This window comes from Streptomyces sp. NPDC033229 (assembly GCF_055576875.1).
The window spans coordinates 30,538-49,374 of sequence record NZ_JBVIQR010000031.1 but is presented as its reverse complement, the minus strand read 5'-3'; the positions used below and the strand labels follow the sequence as shown (position 1 = coordinate 49,374).

Below are 18,837 nucleotides of genomic sequence, written 5' to 3'. Positions count from 1 at the left end.
CTGTTTCTACCCTGGGGGGGGGGGGTACCCTGGGGGACTCCTCCAAAAGACAGGGGGGGGTGGGTTGGGGCGAACCCAACCAACAACCAGCCCGTCCGGCGCTTGAGGACACCGCCCGATCAGCCGGACTGTCGCCATCCGCGCAGGGCCGGGTCCTTGAAGACGGCGGCCACGCACGCGCTCACCTCTCCGGTGCCCTCCGGGCCGGACGTGCGCCGGACGCGCAGTTCGAAGCTGTTTTGGTCCGCCACCGGTGCGCACACCCAGTGGGCGGGCAGCATGCTCAGCACCCTGATCACCGTGGTCTGGCCCGGCGCCGCACCGGGGTCGTGCCGGACCGCGGTGATCACCACCTGCGGCTCATGACGGTCATTCATCTCGCTCAACTCCCTTGCGCCCTTCTCACTATGACTTCTCACGCGACACCGTCCACACACTTGCCATGATGGAAAGTCGCCGCTACGCTTTCCATCATGGAAAACGACAAGACGTACTCCGCGACCGCCGCCCAAGCCGCCCAAGCCGCCCTCGACAGCGTCTCCGCCACCCGCGCCCAGGTCGCGGGCCGGGTCGAAGGCCCCTGGTGGTACCACGTCGGGCTCGGCGCGTCCGTCGCGCTCGCCTTCACCTCGATCGACGTGGGCGGCAGCATGATGCCCTCCGGTCTGATCGTCGGCGCCGTGCTCGCCCCGCCCGCGCTGGCCTGGTCCGCGGCCCGCTCCCGTGGCGTCGCGATCGCCAACCCGCTGAACACCCCTGGCGCGCGCGGCCTTTACGGCCTCTACCTGCTGCTGCTCGGCGTCCTCGCCACCATCGGTCTGGTGCTCCAGATCGGCTTCGACCTGGACGGACCGATGAGCGTCGCCGGGGTGCTCGCCTTCGTCCTCACCACCGTGGTCAGCCGTCGAGCCGACGACGCGCTGAGCCAGGACGTCCGGGCCGGGGTCTGACCGCCGTGGCACTCGACGAGATCATCCATCCCACCAACCGGCTGCAGATCTGCGCGAGCCTGGCATCCGTCGACGCACTCGAGTTCTCGGTGGTCCGGGACACCCTCGGGGTGAGCGACTCCGTACTCAGCAAGCAGGTCAAGGTCCTTCAGACCGCCGGATACGTGGCGGTCAAGAAGGCACCGCTGAAGTCCCGTACGCACACGTGGCTTTCCCTCACCCCGGCCGGCCGCGAGGCCCTGGCCGGACACCTCGCCGAGCTGCGGCGGATCGCGGACCTGGCCGGTGGGGCCGCGGGCGCCGGGCTCTGACCCGGCCGACCCCACCCACCCGGGCCCCACGGGTCCTCTGCTCGTCACCGCCGGACCGGCACGACAGCCGGAAACGCGCCCACCGGGAAAAGCTCCACCGCCGCCTTCGCGACCTCGTCGGCCGATACGGTCCGCAGCCGCTCCGGAAGCCCGTACAGCTCCAGCGGATTCCCGCCCGCCCCGACGGCCCGCCGCAACAGATCGGCGTGCGCCTCGGGAGAGTCGAAGGCACCCAGCAACTGCGCGGCGCAGAAATCGCGCGCCGGATCCAACTCGGCCGCCCCGATGGGCACCTCGGCCAGGCGGGCCAGCTCCGCGTGGATCCCGGCGAGTGCCCCGTCCTCCATGCCCAGCGGAACCTTCCCCCGGACATAGGCGCGCGGTATGCCGACGACGGTGTCCCGGCCCGCGTACAGCTCGAAGCCCGCGTCGGCCCGACGCGCGAAGCGCTCCGCGAGACGGGCCCGGAACCAACCGCCGAGCACGGCCGTCGCCAGGAAGCGCGCGGCTTCCTCACCCGCCCCCGCGGATTCGGCCGTTCCCACGATCAGTTGGACGTCCGGCTGCCGGTCGTCACGCAGGACCAGCGGCTCCCCCGGGCCCGACGCGGCGTCGGCGCGGGTCGGCGACGCGACGTCGGACAGGTGCGCGAAGCCGCCCTGCCAGGCGGAGAGGGCACGGGCCGCGAGGTCGGCGAACCCCTCGGGGTCGAGGTCGCCGACGGCCACGAGCGAGCCGCCCGCCGGGGACAGGAAAGCGGCGTCCGTGGTTGATGCGCCGAGCCACCGGGACCGCACCGCGTCGTCCAGGGCCTGATCGGGGGTGCGCGCCGCGGCGGCGGGCCAGGACGGCACCTCGCGGGCGCCGTTGAGGACCTCCGCGAGGAGTTCCAGCCAGCTCTCGGCGCCACCGACGGGGACGTAGCCGGTGGCATCGGCCCATTCGCCGTCCGTCGACAGCTCGAAGCTGCCGCCGAGCGCCGCCGCCCGGACCGCCGCCCGGGAGTGCGTGGCGAGCGCGCGCAGCAGCGCGGCGCTCTGCCCGGGGCGGCTCCAGCCCGCCGCGCCGAGCGGCAGCCGCAGACGCAGCTCCACCAAGGGGGCCCGTCGGTCGGCCACCGCGACGACCCGCAGGCCGCCGGGGAGGACGGTGTCGCGCAGCCCGGCGTGGGCGGGCGCCGGCTGGGGGCCGGGGCCGGGCACGGGGCGGGGGCCTTCCGCCCTGCCGGGGGTACGGACCGCCGCGGCCGCCGGGCGGGCGGCGGGCTCGGCCTCGGTCGGCCGGGGGCGGGTGCGGACCTCGCCCGGCTCCATGACCAGCACGGCCTTGGGCACGGAAGACAGCGAACGGGCCGCCTCGGCGACCCGTCGGGGATCCAGTCCAGCGAGCAGGACCGGTAGTTCGTCCAGGAGTTCGGCGCGGCCGAAGAGGATCTCCAGTCGGCCGAGCGCGCGGGACCTGGTCTGGATGTCGGCGTGGGCCCGGTGGTGCTCGGAGACGAGGGCCGCAGCGGTCCGGGCGACCGCGTCCGGCAGGCCCGGGTCCGCGGCCCAGGCCGCCCACTGCCCGGCGACGGCCCCCACTGCGTCCTCGGGCCGGGTACCGGTGGGCAGGACGGCCGTGACGACCAGTGCGTCGGGGTCCTTGGCGTCCAGCGGGCCGAAGAAACCGCAGCCGGCGCTGACGGCGGGCAGTCGCAGCGCCGCGCCTCCGTGCCGGCTCATCAGCCGGGCCAGCACCGTGTGCGCCAGATAGCCGGGCAGGTCCTGCTCGGGGTCGGGAAGGCGGTAGCCCAGGGCCAGGGCCGTGCCGGGCACACCCGGCTCGGTGCAGGTGGCCCAGCGGTCGGCGGTCGGCAGCGGCTCGTCGCGGGAGGGGACGGGCGCCACCGGCCGGGCGGGGATGTCACCGAAGTGCCGCTCGATCAGGGCCCGCGTGTGCACGGGATCGACCGAACCGACCACGGTCAGCACAGCGTTCCCGGGCGCGTAGTACGCGTCGAAGAACTCGGCGCAGTCGGCCGGGGTGGTGCGCCGCAGCCGTTCCGCGTCGCCGTACCCGTCGTGGGCGTTGGCGAAGGAACGGAAGAGGACGCCCGGCAGCAGCGGCCACGGGAAACCGCCGTACGGGCGCCCGGCCACGGCCTGGTGGATCTCCTCCGCGACCCCGTCGAGCTGCTCGGCGAGCGCCTCGGGGGTGAAGGTCGGCGCGCGCATCCGGTCGGCCTCGGCGAACAGCGCCTGTTCCAGGGCGGAGGCCGGGGCGACCTGGTAGTAGTCGGTGTACTCCTGGTGGGTGGTGCCGTTGGCCTGCCCGCCGAGGCGGTGCACATGGTCGTAGAAGCGCCCGTCGGGCAGGCTCGCGCTGCCGCGGAACATCAAGTGCTCGAAGAGATGGGCGAATCCCTCACGGCCCGGCGGCTCGGAGCGGAAACCCACCCCGTAGTGCACGGAGACGGCAGCGCGCGGCACTCCGGGCTGCGGCTCGAGAAGGACACGCAGACCGTTGGGCAGCGTGAATCGGCACAGCGCGGAGTGTCCGCGGCTTTCCGTCATGGTGGAGAGGTCCTCCGCATCGGGGTCGGGCGCATCGGGGTCGGGTGTGAGGGCGAGGGGTTACAGGTCGGTCAGGAACTTCAGGAACGAGGAGTAGTGGTCGAACCCGCCCCGGTGGTCGTCGAGATAGGCCGCGATGTCGTGGACGTGCAGCAGCACGCGCAGCGCCGCCAGCTTCCGCCAGTCGGTGCCGAGGTCGCGTCCGTAGCCGTCGAAGAGCGCGTCGATGAGCGACTGCCAGGTGGCCCCGTCGCCGCCGAGCTGCCACTTCAGCTCCACGAGTTCGCCGACGACCCAGCCGAGGTCGACGTACCAAGGGGCGGCGCACACGTCCTCGCCGGTCAGCAGCGCGGCGGTGCCGGGCGGCCCGCCGATCACCAGGGAGCCGAGGCCCGCCGCGCCGTGCGCGAACACGACCCGGTCGTCGCCCGTGACCTCCTCGGCCCAGCCCCGCACCCGCGCCCAGCGCTCAGGACCCAGCGCCCGGCGGACCTGCGCCTGGGCGTGGGCCGCGCGCGGGCTCGGCGTGTGCCCGTCCAGCCAGGTGACGAGCCGGTCCAGACCACGGGAGCGGCGGCCGGCCGGCAGCTCGCCCGGGGGGGTGTCGTGGAGGGCCCGCAGCGCCCGGCCGAGGCCGCGCAGCGGGTCGTGCAGGGCGGGCGTCACACCGGAGGTGAGGAGGACGAACGCCACGGACTCGGCTCCGGCGACGCGGTAGGTCCGGGCCTCGCCGTCCGGCCGGGCCGGGGCGAGGAGGACCCCGCCCGGCGCCGGCCGCCCGGCCGTGCCCGCGAGGCGGGCGACGGCCTCCGGGGCCAGCCGGACGAAGGGTGCGGGGGCGAGCGGGCCCGGGGCCCGGCGCCACTCGTAGGTGCCGTCGGGCAACGGGAGCACGGTCGTGCGGAGCAGGCCGGTGCCGTACTCCGTCAGCGGCGGGGCTGTGGTGTCCTCCGCCTCCGGCTCGGTGCGGACGGTCGTGGTGGTCACAGCAGGGCCCTCTCCACGGGGTGGGCGGACCGGTCCGCCGCGAGTTCGGCGCGGCGGTGCTCCAGCGCCTCGATGACGTCGGGCAGCGGTGGCGGGACCCACGCCTCCATCCGGCCGGTCGTCGCACTGCGGCCCGGCTCCGGTGCCGTCATCACGACGTTGGGGCGGGCGGACAGGGCGGCCCAGTGGTTCTGGAAGGCGGCGCTGTCCAGGCCGCCCGGCGGCAGTGACGGGGCCAGCGCGACGGGGGCCTTGGTGACCTGGGCGGCGAGCAGCGACGGGCTGTCGGCGAGCCCGAGGGCGAGCCGCGCGGTGTAGTGCAGGGTCGCCGGATAGACGACGAAGGCCTGCGCCCACTCGGCCAGTTCGACGTGCCGGGCGCGGGCCTCCTCCTCCGGCCAGACATCGGTGAGCACGTCGCCACCGACCCGGTGGGCCAGGGCCTGCCGGGTGACGAAGCGCTGGGCGCTGCGGGTGAGCACCACGGACGTCTCCAGGTGCGGATAGGACATCCGCAGCCAGTCGGCCCAGAACGGCACACCGGTGGCGAAGGTCGATCCGGTGACCACCAACAGCAGGCGTTCGACCCCGAGTTCCGGCACTTGGACGAGCGGGTACGGGGGTTCGGTCATTTACGCCACCTCTCTCAAAACTTCTTCGAGCTCCTTCAGCGCGACGCGCGGCCCCTGGGTGAGGTGCACTCCGGTGACGTTGAGGACGATCTCGTCGACGCCCGCCTCCCAGTACCGCTCCAGCCCGGCGGAGATCTCCTCGGGGCCGCCGCTGAGGAAGCCGCCGCCCGCGATCAGCGCCTTGGCACTGGCCATCGGGTCGGCCTTCATGTCGACCTCGATGCCCGAGCGGCGGAGCATGTCGGTGTAGTGCGGCATGCTCATGTGCCCGGAGTTGCTGGCGAGGGCCACCGCGGCGGGGTCCCGGCCGGGCTTGTCGAGGGCCACCGGCACGATGGCCACCAGCCGGGGCACGGGCCGCCCGGCGGCGGCCGCGCCCTCGCGCATCGTGGGGACGACGACGTCCCGCAGGTAGGGGGCCGGGGTCAGCCAGGTGATGGCCGTGTCGGCGACCTCGCCCGCCAGCCGGGCCATGCCGGGGCGCAGCACGCCGAGGCCGATCTCGATCCCGGGGCGGGGCAGGGTGGGCAGACTGCCGCGGCAGCGGAAGAACTCGCCGTCCAGGTCGACCTCCTCGCCGTCGAGGAGGCCGCGGACGGCGGTGACGTACTCCCGGCAGGCGCCGAGCTGGCTGCGGTACGGGGCACCGAGCATGTTGCGCTGGAACACCCCGGCGCCCGGGCCGAAGCCGGCCACCACGGGGTGGCCCATGGCGACGGCCAGCGCCTGGGCCTGGAGGGCGGCCTCGAAGGGGTGGCGCAGCGGCATCACGGTCACCCCGGTGCCGACGGGGACGTGGAAGCCGGAGGCCGCCGCGTAGGCGAACGTCTGGTGCGGGTCGCCGACCGAGGACTGGCCCTGCCAGAGCCGGTGGGCGGCGCTCCACTGGGTGAGTGCCGCGAAGGGCAGGATCTGCTCGTGCCGGGCCGGGGTGAACGGCATCAGCACGGAGTAGCCGGTGCGCGGGGCGACGGAAGCGGACGGTACGGACACGGTTGCTCTCTCCTCGTCGGTCACGCGAGCGCGGGGGCCGGGGCGGGGGCGGCGGCAGAGGTGGCGAGCACCTGGCCGCTCACCAGCTCGGCGTAGGCGGGGCAGCGGCGCAGCAGGGCGTCGTGATCGCCTTGGTCCACGACCCGGCCGGCGTCCATGACGATCACGTGGTCGGCGTGCTGGATGGTGGAGATCCGGTGGGCGACGACGAGGACGGCGCGGTCGGCGGCGAGGGAGTCGACGACGTTCCTCAGCCGCTGTTCGTTGATGCTGTCGAGGTGCGAGGACGGCTCGTCGAGCAGGACCAGACGGGTGTCGGACAGGGTGGCGCGGGCGAGGGCGAGCCGCTGGCGCTGGCCGCCGGAGAGGTTGTCGGCGCCGCCGAGCACGGTGTCCAGGCCCTCGGGGAGGGAGCGGATCTCCTCGGCGAGGCCGACGCTCTCCAGCGCGGCGTACAGCTCCTCGTCGTCGGCGGGCCGGCTCTCGTCGCGGCCGAGCGTGAGGTTGCCGCGCACGGAGTCCTGGAGCAGGGTGTTGGACTGGTCGACGTAGCCGATCTGGCCGCGCAGCTCGCCGAGCGGCCACTCGGCGACGTCCCGCCCGTAGACGGACACGCGGCCCGACTCGGGCTCCACGAACCGCTCGATGAGCGCGAGCGAGGTGCTCTTGCCCGAGCCGGAGAGGCCGACCATGGCGGTCAGGCCGCGGGCGGGGACGGTGAGGTCGGCGCCGCGCAGGACGGGCCGGTCGTCGCCGTAGCCGAAGGTGACGTTCTCGAAGCGGACGGCGGGGGCGTTGCGCAGGGGCGCGGCGTTCTCGGGGGCGGGGGCGTCCGTGTCCTCGGTGGGCAGGGCGAAGACGTCCTCGAAGCGCTTGCGGGCGACGAGGCCGGTCTGGAGTCCGCTGACGCCCGAGGCGGCCATGATCAGGGGGGCGGTGAGCTGGAGGAGGTAGAGCAGGAAGGCGACGAAGTCGGCGAGGGTGAGGTGCCCGTCGAGCATCCGGGCGCCGCCGCCGACGACCACGGCGACCAGGGCGATCTGCTGGCCCAGGTTGATCACCGGGACCATCAGGGACTCCATCTTGGCGGCCTCGATCTCCAGGTCCGCGAGCGTGCGCGCGCGGCCGGCGAGGGCGCGGGAGGTCCTGCGCTCGGCGCGGTAGGCCTTGATGACGGTCAGGGACTCCATCGCGGAGACGAAGTTCTGGGCGAGCCCGCCGAGTTCGTCCTGGAGGGCGGCGTACTTGCGGCGCAGCCCCTTGATGACGACGGTGATGACGCCGACGGCTATCAGGAACGCGCCGACGGTGATGAGCAGCAGCACCCAGTCCAGCAGGCCCATGATGACGAGCGTGCCGACGACGGTGACGCCCGCCATGGGGAGCTGAATCGGGCCGATGTCGATGAGGCTCTTCACCCGGGCGGCGTCGGCGGTGATGCGGGCGGTCAGATTGCCGCCGCCCTCCCGCTGCGCGTCGGCGAGCCGCAGCCCGAGGGCGTGGTCCATCGTGCGGACCCGCAGCCGGCAGATCAGCTCCTGGCCCATCCGGCCGAGGAGGAAGGCGGCCAGCGCGCCGGCGGCGGCGGAGCCGAAGCCGACGCCCACCATCACCGTGGCCCACAGGGCCAGTCCCTCGTCGTTCTGGATGGCGGCCAGCAGCTTGCCGACCACCATCGGCAGGGCCAGGGTGGCCGCCGTGGACAGCACGGCGAGCACCCCGACGAGGACGAGCGCCGGGCCGTTGCCCCGGGACAGCTCCGTGAGGATCCGCAGCTTCGGGTCAGGGCCCGCGGCCGCTGTCCCGCTCTTCAGTACGCCACTCATGGCGCCCCAACTCCCTTGCCTGGAATGAATGTCAAGAAACGTTCGATCGGGACCGCGGTACGGGCGGGGTCACTGCCGCGCGCCCGCCAGGGCGTCCTTGACCTTGACGATGCCGCCGTACTGCAGGAGCCCACCGGTGTAGATGCGGCTGCCCACGCGGACCAGGACGGTGATCGCCAGCGCCATGAGCCCGAAAGCGGCGCCGATCTCCCACCACGCCACGTCCTCGTACGCCATGCGGACCGGCATCGACGCCCAGGACGTCCCGGGGACCATCGACAGGATCCGGACGGTGGACGAGTCGGTGCTGCCCGACACCGCGAGCACGGGGCCGATGAGACCGATCATCTGCAGCGCGTTGACCGGGCCGACGACGTGGTTGACGTCCTCGGGACGCGAGACCAGCGAGCCGGCCACCGCGTAGAGCGTGATGAAGAGGAGGTAGCCGGGGATGAACCACAGCAGCAGGTTGCCGCCGGTGCCGAGCGCGTCGGACGGCGTCTCGAAGACGCCGAAGCCGATCGCCGCGCCGAGGGTGGCGGTCGCCAGCACCAGCATCTGCACGAGGGCCGCCGCGCCGAGACCGGTGATCTTCCCGGCGAGCAGGTGCCAGGGCCGGACCTTCGCGAGCAGCACCTCCACGATGCGGCTGGCCTTCTCCTCCGCGACGCCCTGCGCCACGGCCAGGCCGGAGACGAGCATCAGCATGAAGAGCAGGAACACGCCCGTGCCCGCGGCGATGGTCCGCTGCTGGACCCGATCCGCGTCGGGGTCGAGGGTGCTGACCTTCAGCGGCTCGACGGTGAGCAGCCCGGGGACGTCCTTGGCCGGCACTCCGTGGTCCGTCAACCGACCGGCCTGGCCGACCGCACGGTGCGCCTCCTGAAGTGCCCTGCCCAGGTCCTTGGGCAGTTCCCGCAGGACCGCGATCCGGTCGCCGCTCAGGACCGCGGCGTCGACCTTGCCGTCGCGCACCGCCTGCCGTGCGGCCTCGTCGTTGTCATAGCGGCTGACCTCGGCCCGGTCGCCCAGGGCGGGCGTCAGGGCGGCCTGCCGGCCGACCACACCGACCTTGGACCGGTCCTCGCCACCGCCCTGGAAGAGCGTGGTGGCCCCGAAGGACAGGGCCAGCATCAAGGCCGTCACCGCCACCGAGATCCAAAAGGCCTTGCTGCGCATCTGCTGAGTGATCTCGCGGGCTGCGACAACCCTGATCAGCGCGGCGTTTCCCATCGCCGTCCCCTCCCCTGCCGTGCCGGTCACCGGGCGCTCCCGGCGACCGACTCGCGGAAGATGTCGGCGAGCGCGGGATCGCGCCGGCCGAAGTGCTCCAGGCGGCCGACCGCCTGGGCGGCGGCCAGGACCCGCTGGGCCGGGACGCCGTCCTCGACCTCCAGCGTGACCTTCGCGCCCGTCGTGGCGACGACCCGCACGCCCGGGACGGAGGCCGCCCAGTCGTCGGGTGCGCCGGAGAGGGCGATCTCCAACTGTCCGTTGCCCGCGCTGCGGCGCAGGTGCTCGACCGTTCCCTCGGCGACCAGGGCGCCGTCCCGGATGATGCCGACCCGGTCGCACAGCCGCTCGACCAGGTCGAGCTGGTGGCTGGAGAAGAGGGTCGGCACGCCCTTGCGGGCGAATTCGAGGAGGACCTCCGCCATGGCGTCCACGGCCACCGGGTCGAGCCCGGAGAACGGCTCGTCGAGGACCAGCACGTCGGGGTCGTGGATCAGGGAGGCGATGAGCTGGACCTTCTGCTGGTTGCCCAGCGACAACTTCTCGAGGGTGTCCTTGGGGCCGAGGACGACACCGAGCCGCTCGATCCACTCGTCCGCGCGCCGGCGGGCGGTGGCCGGAGCCACCCCGCTGAGGCCGGCGAAGAAGACGAGCTGGTCGCGGGGCGTCATCTTGGCGTAGAGGCCGCGCTCTTCGGGCATGTAGCCGAACCGGCGGCGGGAGCCCGCGTCCACAGGCCGGCCCTGCCAGCGCACGGCACCGGCATCGGCGGTCAGCACGCCGAGGGCGATGCGCATGGCGGTGGTCTTGCCCGCGCCGTTGGCGCCGCAGAAGCCGTACAGCTCGCCCGGCTTCACGACGAGGGACAGCTCCCGCAGGACGCGCTTGTCGCCGAAGCTCTTGGCCACACCGTCGAACTCAAGCATTGCGGAACTCCAGCAGCGTCCTGACCGGGGTGACGGGCCCCTCCCAGGAGACCGTGAGCCCGGCGGCAGCGCCCAGCGCCTTGATCTCCTCGACCGTGCGCACCGGCTTGGGCATGACGACCCGCAGGTAGAGCTCCATCGCGGCGGACTGGGTCCCGGGGCTCGGGACGGGGATGTTCACGTCGGCGACCAGGATCCGGCCGTCGGTACCGGCCGCCTCGGCGACGCGGCGGAGGATGGCGACGGCCTTCTCGTCGTCCCAGTCGGCGAGGATCGCGGAGAGCAGATAGACGTCGAAGCCGGGGGCGATCGGGTCGAAGAAGCTGCCGACGACGGCCGTGCAGCGGTCGGCGAGACCGCTCTCCTCGAAGCGGCGGCCGGCGAGCTCGGCGACGTTCTTCAAGTCGAGGACGGCGCCGCGCAGATGGGGGTGGCTGAGCACGAGCTCCATGAGCAGCGTGCCGTTGTGGCCGCCGATGTCCACGACGCTGCCGACCGCCGACCAGTCGTAGCCGTCGCGGACGAGTTCGGCGTCCCAGCCGAGCTGCGTGGGGCTCTCCTCGCTCAACGCCTGAGCGAACTGCGGGTCTTCGTTGACCGTCTCCCAGTAGCCGCGCCCGAAGAGGGAGGCGTGGGCGGGCTCACCGGTCCGTACGGTGTGCAGCAGGTTGACCATGGCCAGGTCGGTCCTGCCGAAGAGGCCGTCCATGCTGAGGTGGCGCCGTACCCCGGCCGGGTCGGAGTCCCGCAGGGGCGCGCCCAGTTCGGTGACTTCGTACCTCCCGGCGTCGTCCCGGCGCAGAAGGCCGAGGTGCACGAGGTGGCGCAGCAGCATGTCGAGCAGGTCGGGGTGGGTGTCCGAACGCTCCGCGAGGTCGGCGGTGGTGGTCGCCCCGGCTTCGATGTGGTCCACCAGACGCAGGGTGGCCGCGGCGCGGATCGTGGCCGGCTGGAGGAGATCGGCCATTCTCACGAGGTCTTCATGGAGTGATGTCGTAGCCATGGCGCGATCGCCGGCCTTTCTCGCGACGGAGGTGCGTGCGACGGGGGTTGTGCGTGGGGTGTTCGTGCGACGGATGTTCGTGCGACGGGGTTATGTGCGTACCGGTGTTGCCGTTCCGGCGGGGCCGGGCGGGGTTCCGCGGGGGACGGAACCGCGCCCGGCTCCCGGCTAGACCGCTGAGATCAGCAGCCGTCCTTGTACGTCTTCACCGTCAGCTGGCTACCGAGCCAGCTCATCGTGGCGGCGGCACATGCCGGAGTGGACGCGGGGGCCTCGGCGGCCGCCGTCGTGTTCAGCTCGTCAGCGGAGCTGTAGGCGTCGTAGCCCGCCATCAGGTCGATGATCGCTTCGGACTTCTCCATGATCAGCATCCATCCTTGTAGGTCTTGACAGTGAACTGGCTGGCGAGCCAGCTGACACCGGCCGCACCGCAGGGCGCGGAGGTGGCGGGGGCGTCGGCGGCCGCGGTGGTGTTCAGCTCGTCGGCCGAGCTGTAGGCGTCGTAGCCCGCCATCAGATCCATGATCGCCTCGGACTTCTCCATCGCGATCTCCCTTCTGTCTTCGATGAGTTGGGAAACATGGGGTGCGGGGCACCCCGGAGCGGGGTGGGTCAGCAACCGGCTTCGTACGTGGCGCCGGAGATCGCGGAGGCGCCGGCGGCGCACCAGCCGGAGCTGGCGAGGGTGGCGGCGCAGACCGGGGTGGTGGCCGGGGCGTCGGCGGCGGCGGTCACGTTGAGCTCGGCCACGTCGGCGTAGGCGTCGTAGTTCGAGACGAGGTCCATGATCGCGTTGGTCTTGTCCATGATTTTTCTCCTTGTTGAGTAAGGACTGAACTGAAAGCAGGGAGTGCGCAGGATCACTCCCTGCAATCACTTCAGGCTCGGTGCCCGGAATTCCGGGCGGGGTTGGCCGGATCGACACCGGCCTCGATGAAGGCCGCGGTGAGCAGCGTCTCGACGGGCTCTCCGCTCTTGGCGGCATCGAGCAGCGCGTGGGCCGTGATGCTGGCCCGGTGCTGGCCGAAGCTGAGACCGGTCATGCCGGGGCGGCGGTCGTCCGGCTCCCAGGCGGTGGCCACGCCGGGTGCCAGCTCCTCGGTGTAGACCGAGGTCTCATGGCCCACGCCGGGTGTCGTGGCGACGGCGTCGGCGATGCCGCGGGCGGCGTGTGCGGAGTCCCCGGCGAGATAGACCACGAGGGAGTCGCGGCGGGGGTACAGCGGCTTCGCGGAGAGGACCTTCGCCCGGTACGCCGTCCCCGTGTCCTCCAGGTGGCCGAGGACCGTCGCCCAGACCGCGGGCGCCTCCTGCCACGAGGTGATGTTGACGTACACCCGCAGCACGTCCCGGCCGGGCGGCCGGGGGCGGGAACCGTCGACCATGAAGAAGCCGGGCGACAGCGCGGGGCGCAGCGCGGCGGTGCGCAGGGTGACGACCGCACCCGGGGTCTCGGGGTCGCCGTCGACGACGAGGGCGCGCGGCACCCACACCCGCACCCCGTCCCGCTCGACGAGCAGCGGTGACGTCTCGGTCCCGCCGTGTCCCTCGGCCGCGCACACCCGTGCCCGGGTGGTGGTCTCACGGTGCGGTACGCCCTGGGCGAGGGCGCGTTCGAACTCCTCGTCCCGCATCCGGAACGAGATGGTCCCCTTCTCCAGCGTCCGGCCGGAGTGCAGCACGCCGTAGAGCGCCTCGGAGAGCAGTCGGCGCATCTCACGGGGGTTGTCGGAGGTCACCTCCCGGCCGTGGACGACGGCCTCGGAGCCGTCGCGCGATACCTGGATGTCTCTCAGCGCATCCGTGAGCCGGTGCGGCAGCATGGTGGTGCCGGTGCTCATGTCGTCTCCTCGAATCCCGAAGTCGCGTCGAATCCCAACGTCGCGGCGAACTTGTGCGGCGCCAGCAGGGCCGCCCGGCCGATGCCGGCGGCGGCGCGCTCGATGCCCGACAGCCGGGCGCTCTTCTGCGAGCTCGCCATCAGCCGGTCCAGCAGGTGCCAGCCGGCGAACGCGGTGGCCCGGTGGGCGAGTCCCTCGTCCACGACGGGGCGCACCTCGCGATATCCCCGCCAGAATTCCCGGACCAGCGGAAGCAGCCTCTGCATCTTTTCGACGCCGCGCTCGATGACGAGTTCATGAGTGAATTCGACGTCGAGGAAGACGGTGTCGCCGCGGTCGGTGACGATGTCGAGCACGGAACGGTAGAGCCATTCCCCGGCGAAGGCACCCACATCGCGGGCCGGGTCCGCCAACCGGAATTCCTCCCAGTCCGTGACATGGAATTCCTCGTCGCTCACCAGGAACTGGTCGACCCGCAGATCGCAGTGCGAGGGCACCTTCGGCGCCGCCCGCTCCTTTTCCCGGAGCGCCTCGACGGCCTTGACCAACTGCTCGTCCTGCTGCATGAGCTGCCAGCTCTGGACCTCGCCGAAGCTGAAATTCTCGAACATGGGCAGCGGAATGCCGTGGAGCAGTCGCACGGACGGCTGGGACGGCGGGGAGTCGTCGAAGTCCTCCCAGCCCGGCGGACGCGCCTCGTGCAGCAGTCCGATCGCCCGGCCGACCCGGTGTGCGAGGGCGCCGTCGAAGGTCTCGTCGACCATCAGCTGAGCGCCGTTGCGGGCGCCCTCGACGTACTCGAAGGCCACCAGATCCGCTTCCTCGTCGAAGCCGAGGAACCGCGGGCCCCGCAGCGCCGAGCTGGGCATCGCCGCCGAGCACTGCTCGAACGCCTTCAGCCGCCGCATCCGCGCCTTCACATCCGCCTCGGGCCCGACCAGGTGCTTGACGAAGGCCTTGCCGCCGCCGGCCGTCTCGCCGGCCCAGCAGTCGTTGCGGCCTACGGGCGCCGAGAGCGTGTCCCGGAGGTAGGGCCCGAGGCCCAGTCTCTCCAGGAGGGCGTCCACCGCCGGATATTCATCGAGATCGCGCGGCTTGTAGGCGGGTATTTCCGCCGCCGCTTCCTTCACTGCCATGACTTTTCGTAACCCTCAGAGAATGCGGGGCGCGGATTCGAGTGCGCACCGGATGGATATCGCTGTCGGCCCATCGCCTGTCGGGCGATGTCTACTGCCAGCCGTTGACCTGCCAGCCATTGACCTGCCAACCGTTGACCGGCTTGACGTCGGCGACCATCTTCTTGACCTGGTGCAGCGTCTCCGCGGCAGGGTTCTGCTCAGTGGGAATCGACGAAGAGGCGGTGTGGTGAGTGGAGTTCTCATCGGTGCGCTCGGCGACGCTCGCGGCGGCGATCCCGGTCGTTCCCGCGGTGATTCCTGCGGTGATGACGAGAGCGACGGTCGCGTTGCGGATTGCCTTCTTCATGATTCCCCCTGGCTGTTTTCCCCGACCCGTTTCTGGGTACGAGAAAAGATTGCCAGCGGGCGCGGCCGCTCTCCATGCACTTTGATGTCAGCTTGCTGCAGCGTTTGCCGCGGAGCGGTGCAGCTTGGTGCAAGGCCCTGGCCGGGCGGTGGCTCATGGGGGTCAGCAGCGGTTCGGCCGGCGCCGGGACCGGCCCCTCGGCGGGGCCATCGGCAGCGGCTGCGGCTTCGCCTGCGGGGGCGCCGGTGTCGGGTGCGGCTTCGCTCGCGCGGGCGCCGGTGCCGGCTGCGCCGGCGAGCGCCCTGCGGGCGCGTCCTCAAACGCCGGACAGGCTGAAATCACGCCCCCCCGGCAGGGTGGCCATCAGCACCGGCTGCGGCCTCGCCCGCACGGGCGCCGGTGCCGGCTACGCCGACAAGCGCCCTGCGGGCGCGTCCTCAAACGCCGGACGGGCTGAATCGTCACGACGCCTGGAGCAGCGCCGCGCCTTCTCTCCATTTGAGGATCTTGTCGAAGCTCACCACCGAGCCCTGCCGGCCCGGCCGGTTGCGGACGCGGACGTGGTCGGTGAGGGACTCGATCAGGAAGAGACCCCGGCCGTGCTCCTCGTGAGCCGGAACCGGGGTCTTCGTCTGCGGTGGGGGGAGGTGCCGCTTGGTGCGGCGGGGTTCGCGGGGGCGATCGGCGAAGCCGGGGCCCGAATCGGTCACCTCGATGCGGCAGGTGTCGCCGTCGATGAAGGCGGTGACGCGGTAGTCCGTGGAAGCGTCACCGCCGTGCTCGACGGCGTTCGCACACGCTTCGCTCAGGGCCACCGAGAGGTCGTACGAGATTTCGGGATCGACCCCGGCCGTCTCCATGGTGCCGATCAGAAGCCGCCGGGCGAGCGGAACGCTCGCAGCTTCGCGCCGCAAGTGGAGTGACCACCAAATGCTCATGCTCAGCCTCCTGGCTGCGGCTCGACATACCGATACGTATAGCCAGGGCCGGGGGCTCGTAAGCCTCCGGAGTGCGTGAGTCCGCTCATTCGGACGACGCGGCGTGGCGGTGCACCGGTGTATGTGAGACGAACACCGGCGCACGCGGGCGCGCGTTCGCGGCGCGAAAGGGCCGACCCCTGCCGTAGGTAAGGGGTAAGGGCGGTGGGATGATGGCGCAGCCATGCCTCACCCCGTCGCGCGCGTCGGCGCCGATCTGCGACTGCTCCGGGCCGCGGTGTTCACCGCGGTCTGTGTTCTGCTGTCCGCGGGCGGGCACGTGCTGGCCTCGTGTGCGAGCGTGCCGCTGTGGACGCTGGGCGCGGGTTTCCTCGTGGTGCTCGCGATCGCCGTGCCACTGGCCGGGCGGGAGCGTTCGCTGCCCGGCATCGCGGCCGGACTGGCCGTCGGCCAGCTCGCCCTGCACACCCTCTTCGGGCTCGGGCAGCAGGTCGCGCTCGGGCAGCAGGGCGCCATGGTCACCCGCGAGCAGGCGGGCGGTGAGGGGCGGCTGATCAGTTTCGCCGCCCAGCTGATCTGCAACCGGTCCCATCCGCTGTCCGGCGCCGACGCGCGCCGCGTCATCACCGAAGCCGGGCTCGACCCCGCCGCCCACCCGTCGCGCATGGTCATGACCGCGCCGATGGACGCCCCCGCCACCGGCGGCTCCCCGCTCCCGCACATGCTGCCGCCCTCGCTGCCGATGCTGCTCGGCCACCTGCTCGCGGCGCTGGCCGCGGGCTGGCTGCTGCGCCGCGGCGACCAGGCGCTCTGGCGCCTGGTACGGCTGTCGCAGCGTTCGGCGCGGGGGGTCGCGGAGATCGCGCTCGTCGGGGCGCTGCGCGCCGCGTTCGTGCTCGTACGGGCCATGGGCGCCCAGCCGGCCCATCAGCCGGTGGCGGCCGTCCGGCGGGCATCCGGGGAGGAGGAGCGCCCGGCGACCGAGCCCGCGCTCCAGCACTTCGTGATCAGGCGGGGACCGCCGCGCTTCGACCTCGCGGCCTGACCACACGACGCACTCCGGCATTCGGACGGGAGGGCGGTCGTGTTGTCACCGCACGCGCGCCATCACCCTCTCCGTCCCCTCCTGCCTGTGGAGTACCCCCATGAACATCAAAAGCACTCGCCTCCGCCGTCTCTCCCTTGCCGGTTCCCTCGCCGTCGGCTCCGTCCTGCTGCTCGCCGGTCCCGCCTCCGCGCACGTGAGCATCCCGGGCACCGCCGAGAAGGGCGGCTACGGCACCATCGCCCTCAAGGTGCCGAACGAGAAGGACGACGCCTCGACGGTCAAGCTGGAGGTCACCCTCGACCCGAAGCATCCGCTGTCGTCCGTGATGCCGCAGCCCGTCCCCGGCTGGGACGTGAAGGTCGAGAAGTCCAAGCTCGACAAGCCGATCCAGACGCACGGCAAGACCATCACCGAGGCCGTCACCAAGATCACCTGGTCCGGCGGCAAGATCGAGCCGGGCCAGTTCCAGCAGTTCCCGCTGTCGGTCGGCCAGCTGCCCACCGACACCGACGAGCTGGTCTTCAAGGCGCTCCAGACCTACTCCGACGACGACGTGGTGCGCTGGATCGACCAGTCCAAGCCGGGCGGGCACGAGGCCGAGCACCCGGCGCCGACCCTCAAGCTCGTCGAGAAGACGTCGCCCGACCACCACGACAAGAACGCCAAGAGCGACACCGAGGACGACAAGGGCAAGGCCACCGCCTCCGACTCCGCCTCGGGTGACAAGGACGCGTCCGACACCACCGCCCGAGTGCTCGGCATCGTCGGCATCGTCGTCGGCGTGGCCGGTGCCGCCTTCGGCATCGTCGCCGTGCGCCGTCGCAACGCCTGAGCAGGCCCGCCCACCGCGTGACCGTCGGACGTCCGACCCGCATGATTCGTCCGCGACGTCCCACGGAAACGGCCGGGGCGGCAAAGGCCCGTACCGCCCGCCGCCCCGCATCTCAGACCGACCCCGGAGAAGAACTCCATGCGCACCAAGATTTTGGGCGCGGCACTGGCAACCGCCGCCGCGCTCACCCTGACCGCCTGTGACGGTGGCGGGGACGACAACAACGGCGACAAGCCCGCGGCCGACGTGTCCGCGGAGCCCAAGAAGGCCGCCATCGTCCTCGACAACCCGAAGGCCAAGCCGGACTTGGTCCTCGACGACACGGCGGGCAAGAAGTACGAGCTGGTCAAGGAGACCAAGGGCAGGCCCGTACTCCTCTACTTCGGCTACACCTACTGCCCCGACGTCTGCTCGACCGTGGTCGCCGACATCGCCGCCGCCGAGAAGAAGCTGCCCAAGGCCGACCAGGAGAAGCTCCAGGTCGTCTTCGTCACCACCGACCCCGAGCGGGACACCCCCAAGCGGATGCGGGAGTGGCTCGACGCGCAGGGCGGGCAGGACATCGTCGGCCTGACCGGCGGCTTCGAGACGATCGAGGCCGCGGCCAAGCCGCTCGGCATCCTGGTGGAGAAGCCGAAGAAGGAGAAGGACGGCTCCATCACCGTCAACCACGGCGCCTCGGTCATCGGCTTCTCGCCGAAGGACGACGCGGCGCACTGGATCTACACGGCCACGACCACGGCCGCCGAATACACCAAGGATCTTCCCAAGATCGTCAAGGGGGAGAACCCGTGATCAGCAAGTCCACCGCCGCCACCGCCGCCGTCCTGCCCCTCGTGCTCGCCGGGGGTCTGCTGCTGGTCACCGGCTGCCAGTCGGAGAAGAACGCGCTGGGCCGCGACCAGGCCGAGCTGTCCGTCAGCGGCGCCTATCTGCCGCAGCCCGCCATGACCGACATGGCCGCCGCCTACCTCACCGTCACCAACGACGGCGGCAAGGCCGACCAGCTCACGTCCGTCACCAGCCCGCTCTCGCGCGACATCACCATGCACACCACCGAGGGCACGGCGATGAAGCACGCGGCGAAGCTGGACGTGCCCGCGAAGGGCAAGCTGACGCTCGCCCGCGGCGGCACCCACCTCATGCTCGGCAAGCTCGACCACAAGCCCAAGGTGGGCGAGCGGATCGAATTCACCCTGCATTTCGCCACGTCGGCACCCGTCAAGATCAAGGTGCCGGTCGAGACCGCGACCTTCCGTCCCAAGGACTGACGTGCG

Annotated in this window: 22 protein-coding genes; 6 read left to right on the top strand and 16 right to left on the bottom strand. The window is 72.0% G+C overall.

The genetic code is table 11. From position 1 onward, the window contains the following. Positions 1-119 precede the first annotated feature (119 nt). Positions 120-377: a hypothetical protein gene (locus ACZ53N_RS25265; RefSeq protein WP_469143066.1), complete on the bottom strand. Its 258-nt coding sequence runs from the start codon at positions 375-377 to the stop codon at positions 120-122. Positions 378-473: 96 nt separating this feature from the next. Here ACZ53N_RS25265 and ACZ53N_RS25260 point away from each other — a divergent pair, with 96 nt between their 5' ends. Both ACZ53N_RS25260 and ACZ53N_RS25255 read left to right on the top strand, forming a co-directional pair. Beyond that, complete coding sequence (locus ACZ53N_RS25260; RefSeq protein ID WP_469143065.1) at positions 474-950, top strand: hypothetical protein; 477 nt, start codon at positions 474-476, stop codon at positions 948-950. Beyond that, positions 947-1,261 carry a transcriptional regulator gene (locus tag ACZ53N_RS25255; RefSeq protein ID WP_469143119.1) on the top strand — a complete coding sequence of 105 codons (315 nt, stop codon included), beginning with the start codon at positions 947-949 and terminating at the stop codon, positions 1,259-1,261. The genes ACZ53N_RS25260 and ACZ53N_RS25255 overlap by 4 nt, the downstream gene beginning before the upstream one ends. Positions 1,262-1,305: 44 nt before the next feature. Here the strand turns inward: ACZ53N_RS25255 and ACZ53N_RS25250 are convergent, their stop codons facing one another. From ACZ53N_RS25250 to ACZ53N_RS25180, 15 genes are all read right to left on the bottom strand, one after another. Then, positions 1,306-3,816 carry a M16 family metallopeptidase gene (locus ACZ53N_RS25250; protein ID WP_469143064.1) on the bottom strand — a complete coding sequence of 837 codons (2,511 nt, stop codon included), beginning with the start codon at positions 3,814-3,816 and terminating at the stop codon, positions 1,306-1,308. Between the two features lie 60 nt (positions 3,817-3,876). Then, a complete protein-coding gene (locus ACZ53N_RS25245) occupies positions 3,877-4,803 on the bottom strand; it encodes a hypothetical protein (protein WP_469143063.1) in 927 nt (308 codons plus the stop codon). Then, a complete protein-coding gene (locus tag ACZ53N_RS25240) occupies positions 4,800-5,435 on the bottom strand; it encodes a flavoprotein (protein ID WP_469143062.1) in 636 nt (211 codons plus the stop codon). The genes ACZ53N_RS25245 and ACZ53N_RS25240 overlap by 4 nt, the downstream gene beginning before the upstream one ends. Beyond that, the gene (locus ACZ53N_RS25235) at positions 5,436-6,428 is read right to left on the bottom strand and encodes an LLM class flavin-dependent oxidoreductase (RefSeq protein ID WP_469143061.1); all 993 of its coding nucleotides are present in this window, start codon (positions 6,426-6,428) and stop codon (positions 5,436-5,438) included. Between the two features lie 20 nt (positions 6,429-6,448). Next, positions 6,449-8,254 (bottom strand): ABC transporter ATP-binding protein, encoded by a 1,806-nt coding sequence (locus ACZ53N_RS25230; protein ID WP_469143060.1) that lies wholly within the window; start codon positions 8,252-8,254, stop codon positions 6,449-6,451. A 69-nt stretch (positions 8,255-8,323) separates the two neighbouring features. Beyond that, the gene (locus ACZ53N_RS25225; RefSeq protein WP_469143059.1) at positions 8,324-9,517 is read right to left on the bottom strand and encodes an ABC transporter permease; all 1,194 of its coding nucleotides are present in this window, start codon (positions 9,515-9,517) and stop codon (positions 8,324-8,326) included. Continuing rightward, the gene (locus ACZ53N_RS25220; RefSeq protein WP_469143058.1) at positions 9,514-10,413 is read right to left on the bottom strand and encodes an ABC transporter ATP-binding protein; all 900 of its coding nucleotides are present in this window, start codon (positions 10,411-10,413) and stop codon (positions 9,514-9,516) included. The genes ACZ53N_RS25225 and ACZ53N_RS25220 overlap by 4 nt, the downstream gene beginning before the upstream one ends. After that, entirely contained in the window at positions 10,406-11,380 is a 975-nt protein-coding gene (locus ACZ53N_RS25215; protein WP_469143118.1) for a methyltransferase, read from the bottom strand. Before ACZ53N_RS25215 ends, ACZ53N_RS25220 begins: the two co-directional genes overlap by 8 nt. Before the next feature lie 218 nt (positions 11,381-11,598). Beyond that, a complete protein-coding gene (locus ACZ53N_RS25210) occupies positions 11,599-11,778 on the bottom strand; it encodes an LxmA leader domain family RiPP (protein ID WP_130878494.1) in 180 nt (59 codons plus the stop codon). Between the two features lie 2 nt (positions 11,779-11,780). Beyond that, positions 11,781-11,960 carry an LxmA leader domain family RiPP gene (locus ACZ53N_RS25205; protein WP_469143057.1) on the bottom strand — a complete coding sequence of 60 codons (180 nt, stop codon included), beginning with the start codon at positions 11,958-11,960 and terminating at the stop codon, positions 11,781-11,783. Positions 11,961-12,028: 68 nt separating this feature from the next. Then, positions 12,029-12,223 (bottom strand): LxmA leader domain family RiPP, encoded by a 195-nt coding sequence (locus ACZ53N_RS25200; RefSeq protein ID WP_356457782.1) that lies wholly within the window; start codon positions 12,221-12,223, stop codon positions 12,029-12,031. Between the two features lie 71 nt (positions 12,224-12,294). Next, entirely contained in the window at positions 12,295-13,257 is a 963-nt protein-coding gene (locus tag ACZ53N_RS25195; RefSeq protein WP_469143056.1) for a T3SS effector HopA1 family protein, read from the bottom strand. Continuing rightward, positions 13,254-14,393, bottom strand: coding sequence for a class V lanthionine synthetase subunit LxmK (gene lxmK, locus ACZ53N_RS25190; RefSeq protein ID WP_469143055.1), 1,140 nt, complete (start codon positions 14,391-14,393; stop codon positions 13,254-13,256). Before lxmK ends, ACZ53N_RS25195 begins: the two co-directional genes overlap by 4 nt. A 91-nt stretch (positions 14,394-14,484) precedes the next feature. Next, positions 14,485-14,742, bottom strand: a complete 258-nt coding sequence (locus ACZ53N_RS25185; protein WP_469143054.1) for a hypothetical protein — start codon at positions 14,740-14,742, stop codon at positions 14,485-14,487. A gap of 461 nt (positions 14,743-15,203) precedes the next feature. Continuing rightward, positions 15,204-15,680, bottom strand: a complete 477-nt coding sequence (locus ACZ53N_RS25180; protein ID WP_469143053.1) for an ATP-binding protein — start codon at positions 15,678-15,680, stop codon at positions 15,204-15,206. Positions 15,681-15,903: 223 nt separating this feature from the next. Between ACZ53N_RS25180 and ACZ53N_RS25175 the strand changes: the two genes are divergently transcribed. The 4 genes from ACZ53N_RS25175 (at position 15,904) to ACZ53N_RS25160 (ending at position 18,831) form a co-directional block, all read left to right on the top strand. Then, a complete protein-coding gene (locus ACZ53N_RS25175; RefSeq protein WP_469143052.1) occupies positions 15,904-16,725 on the top strand; it encodes a hypothetical protein in 822 nt (273 codons plus the stop codon). 100 nt (positions 16,726-16,825) lie between these two features. Continuing rightward, positions 16,826-17,560, top strand: a complete 735-nt coding sequence (locus ACZ53N_RS25170) for a YcnI family copper-binding membrane protein (protein WP_469143051.1) — start codon at positions 16,826-16,828, stop codon at positions 17,558-17,560. A 138-nt stretch (positions 17,561-17,698) separates the two neighbouring features. Continuing rightward, positions 17,699-18,355 carry an SCO family protein gene (locus tag ACZ53N_RS25165; RefSeq protein WP_469143050.1) on the top strand — a complete coding sequence of 219 codons (657 nt, stop codon included), beginning with the start codon at positions 17,699-17,701 and terminating at the stop codon, positions 18,353-18,355. Beyond that, positions 18,352-18,831: a copper chaperone PCu(A)C gene (locus ACZ53N_RS25160; RefSeq protein ID WP_469143049.1), complete on the top strand. Its 480-nt coding sequence runs from the start codon at positions 18,352-18,354 to the stop codon at positions 18,829-18,831. The genes ACZ53N_RS25165 and ACZ53N_RS25160 overlap by 4 nt, the downstream gene beginning before the upstream one ends. Positions 18,832-18,837: the final 6 nt, after the last annotated feature.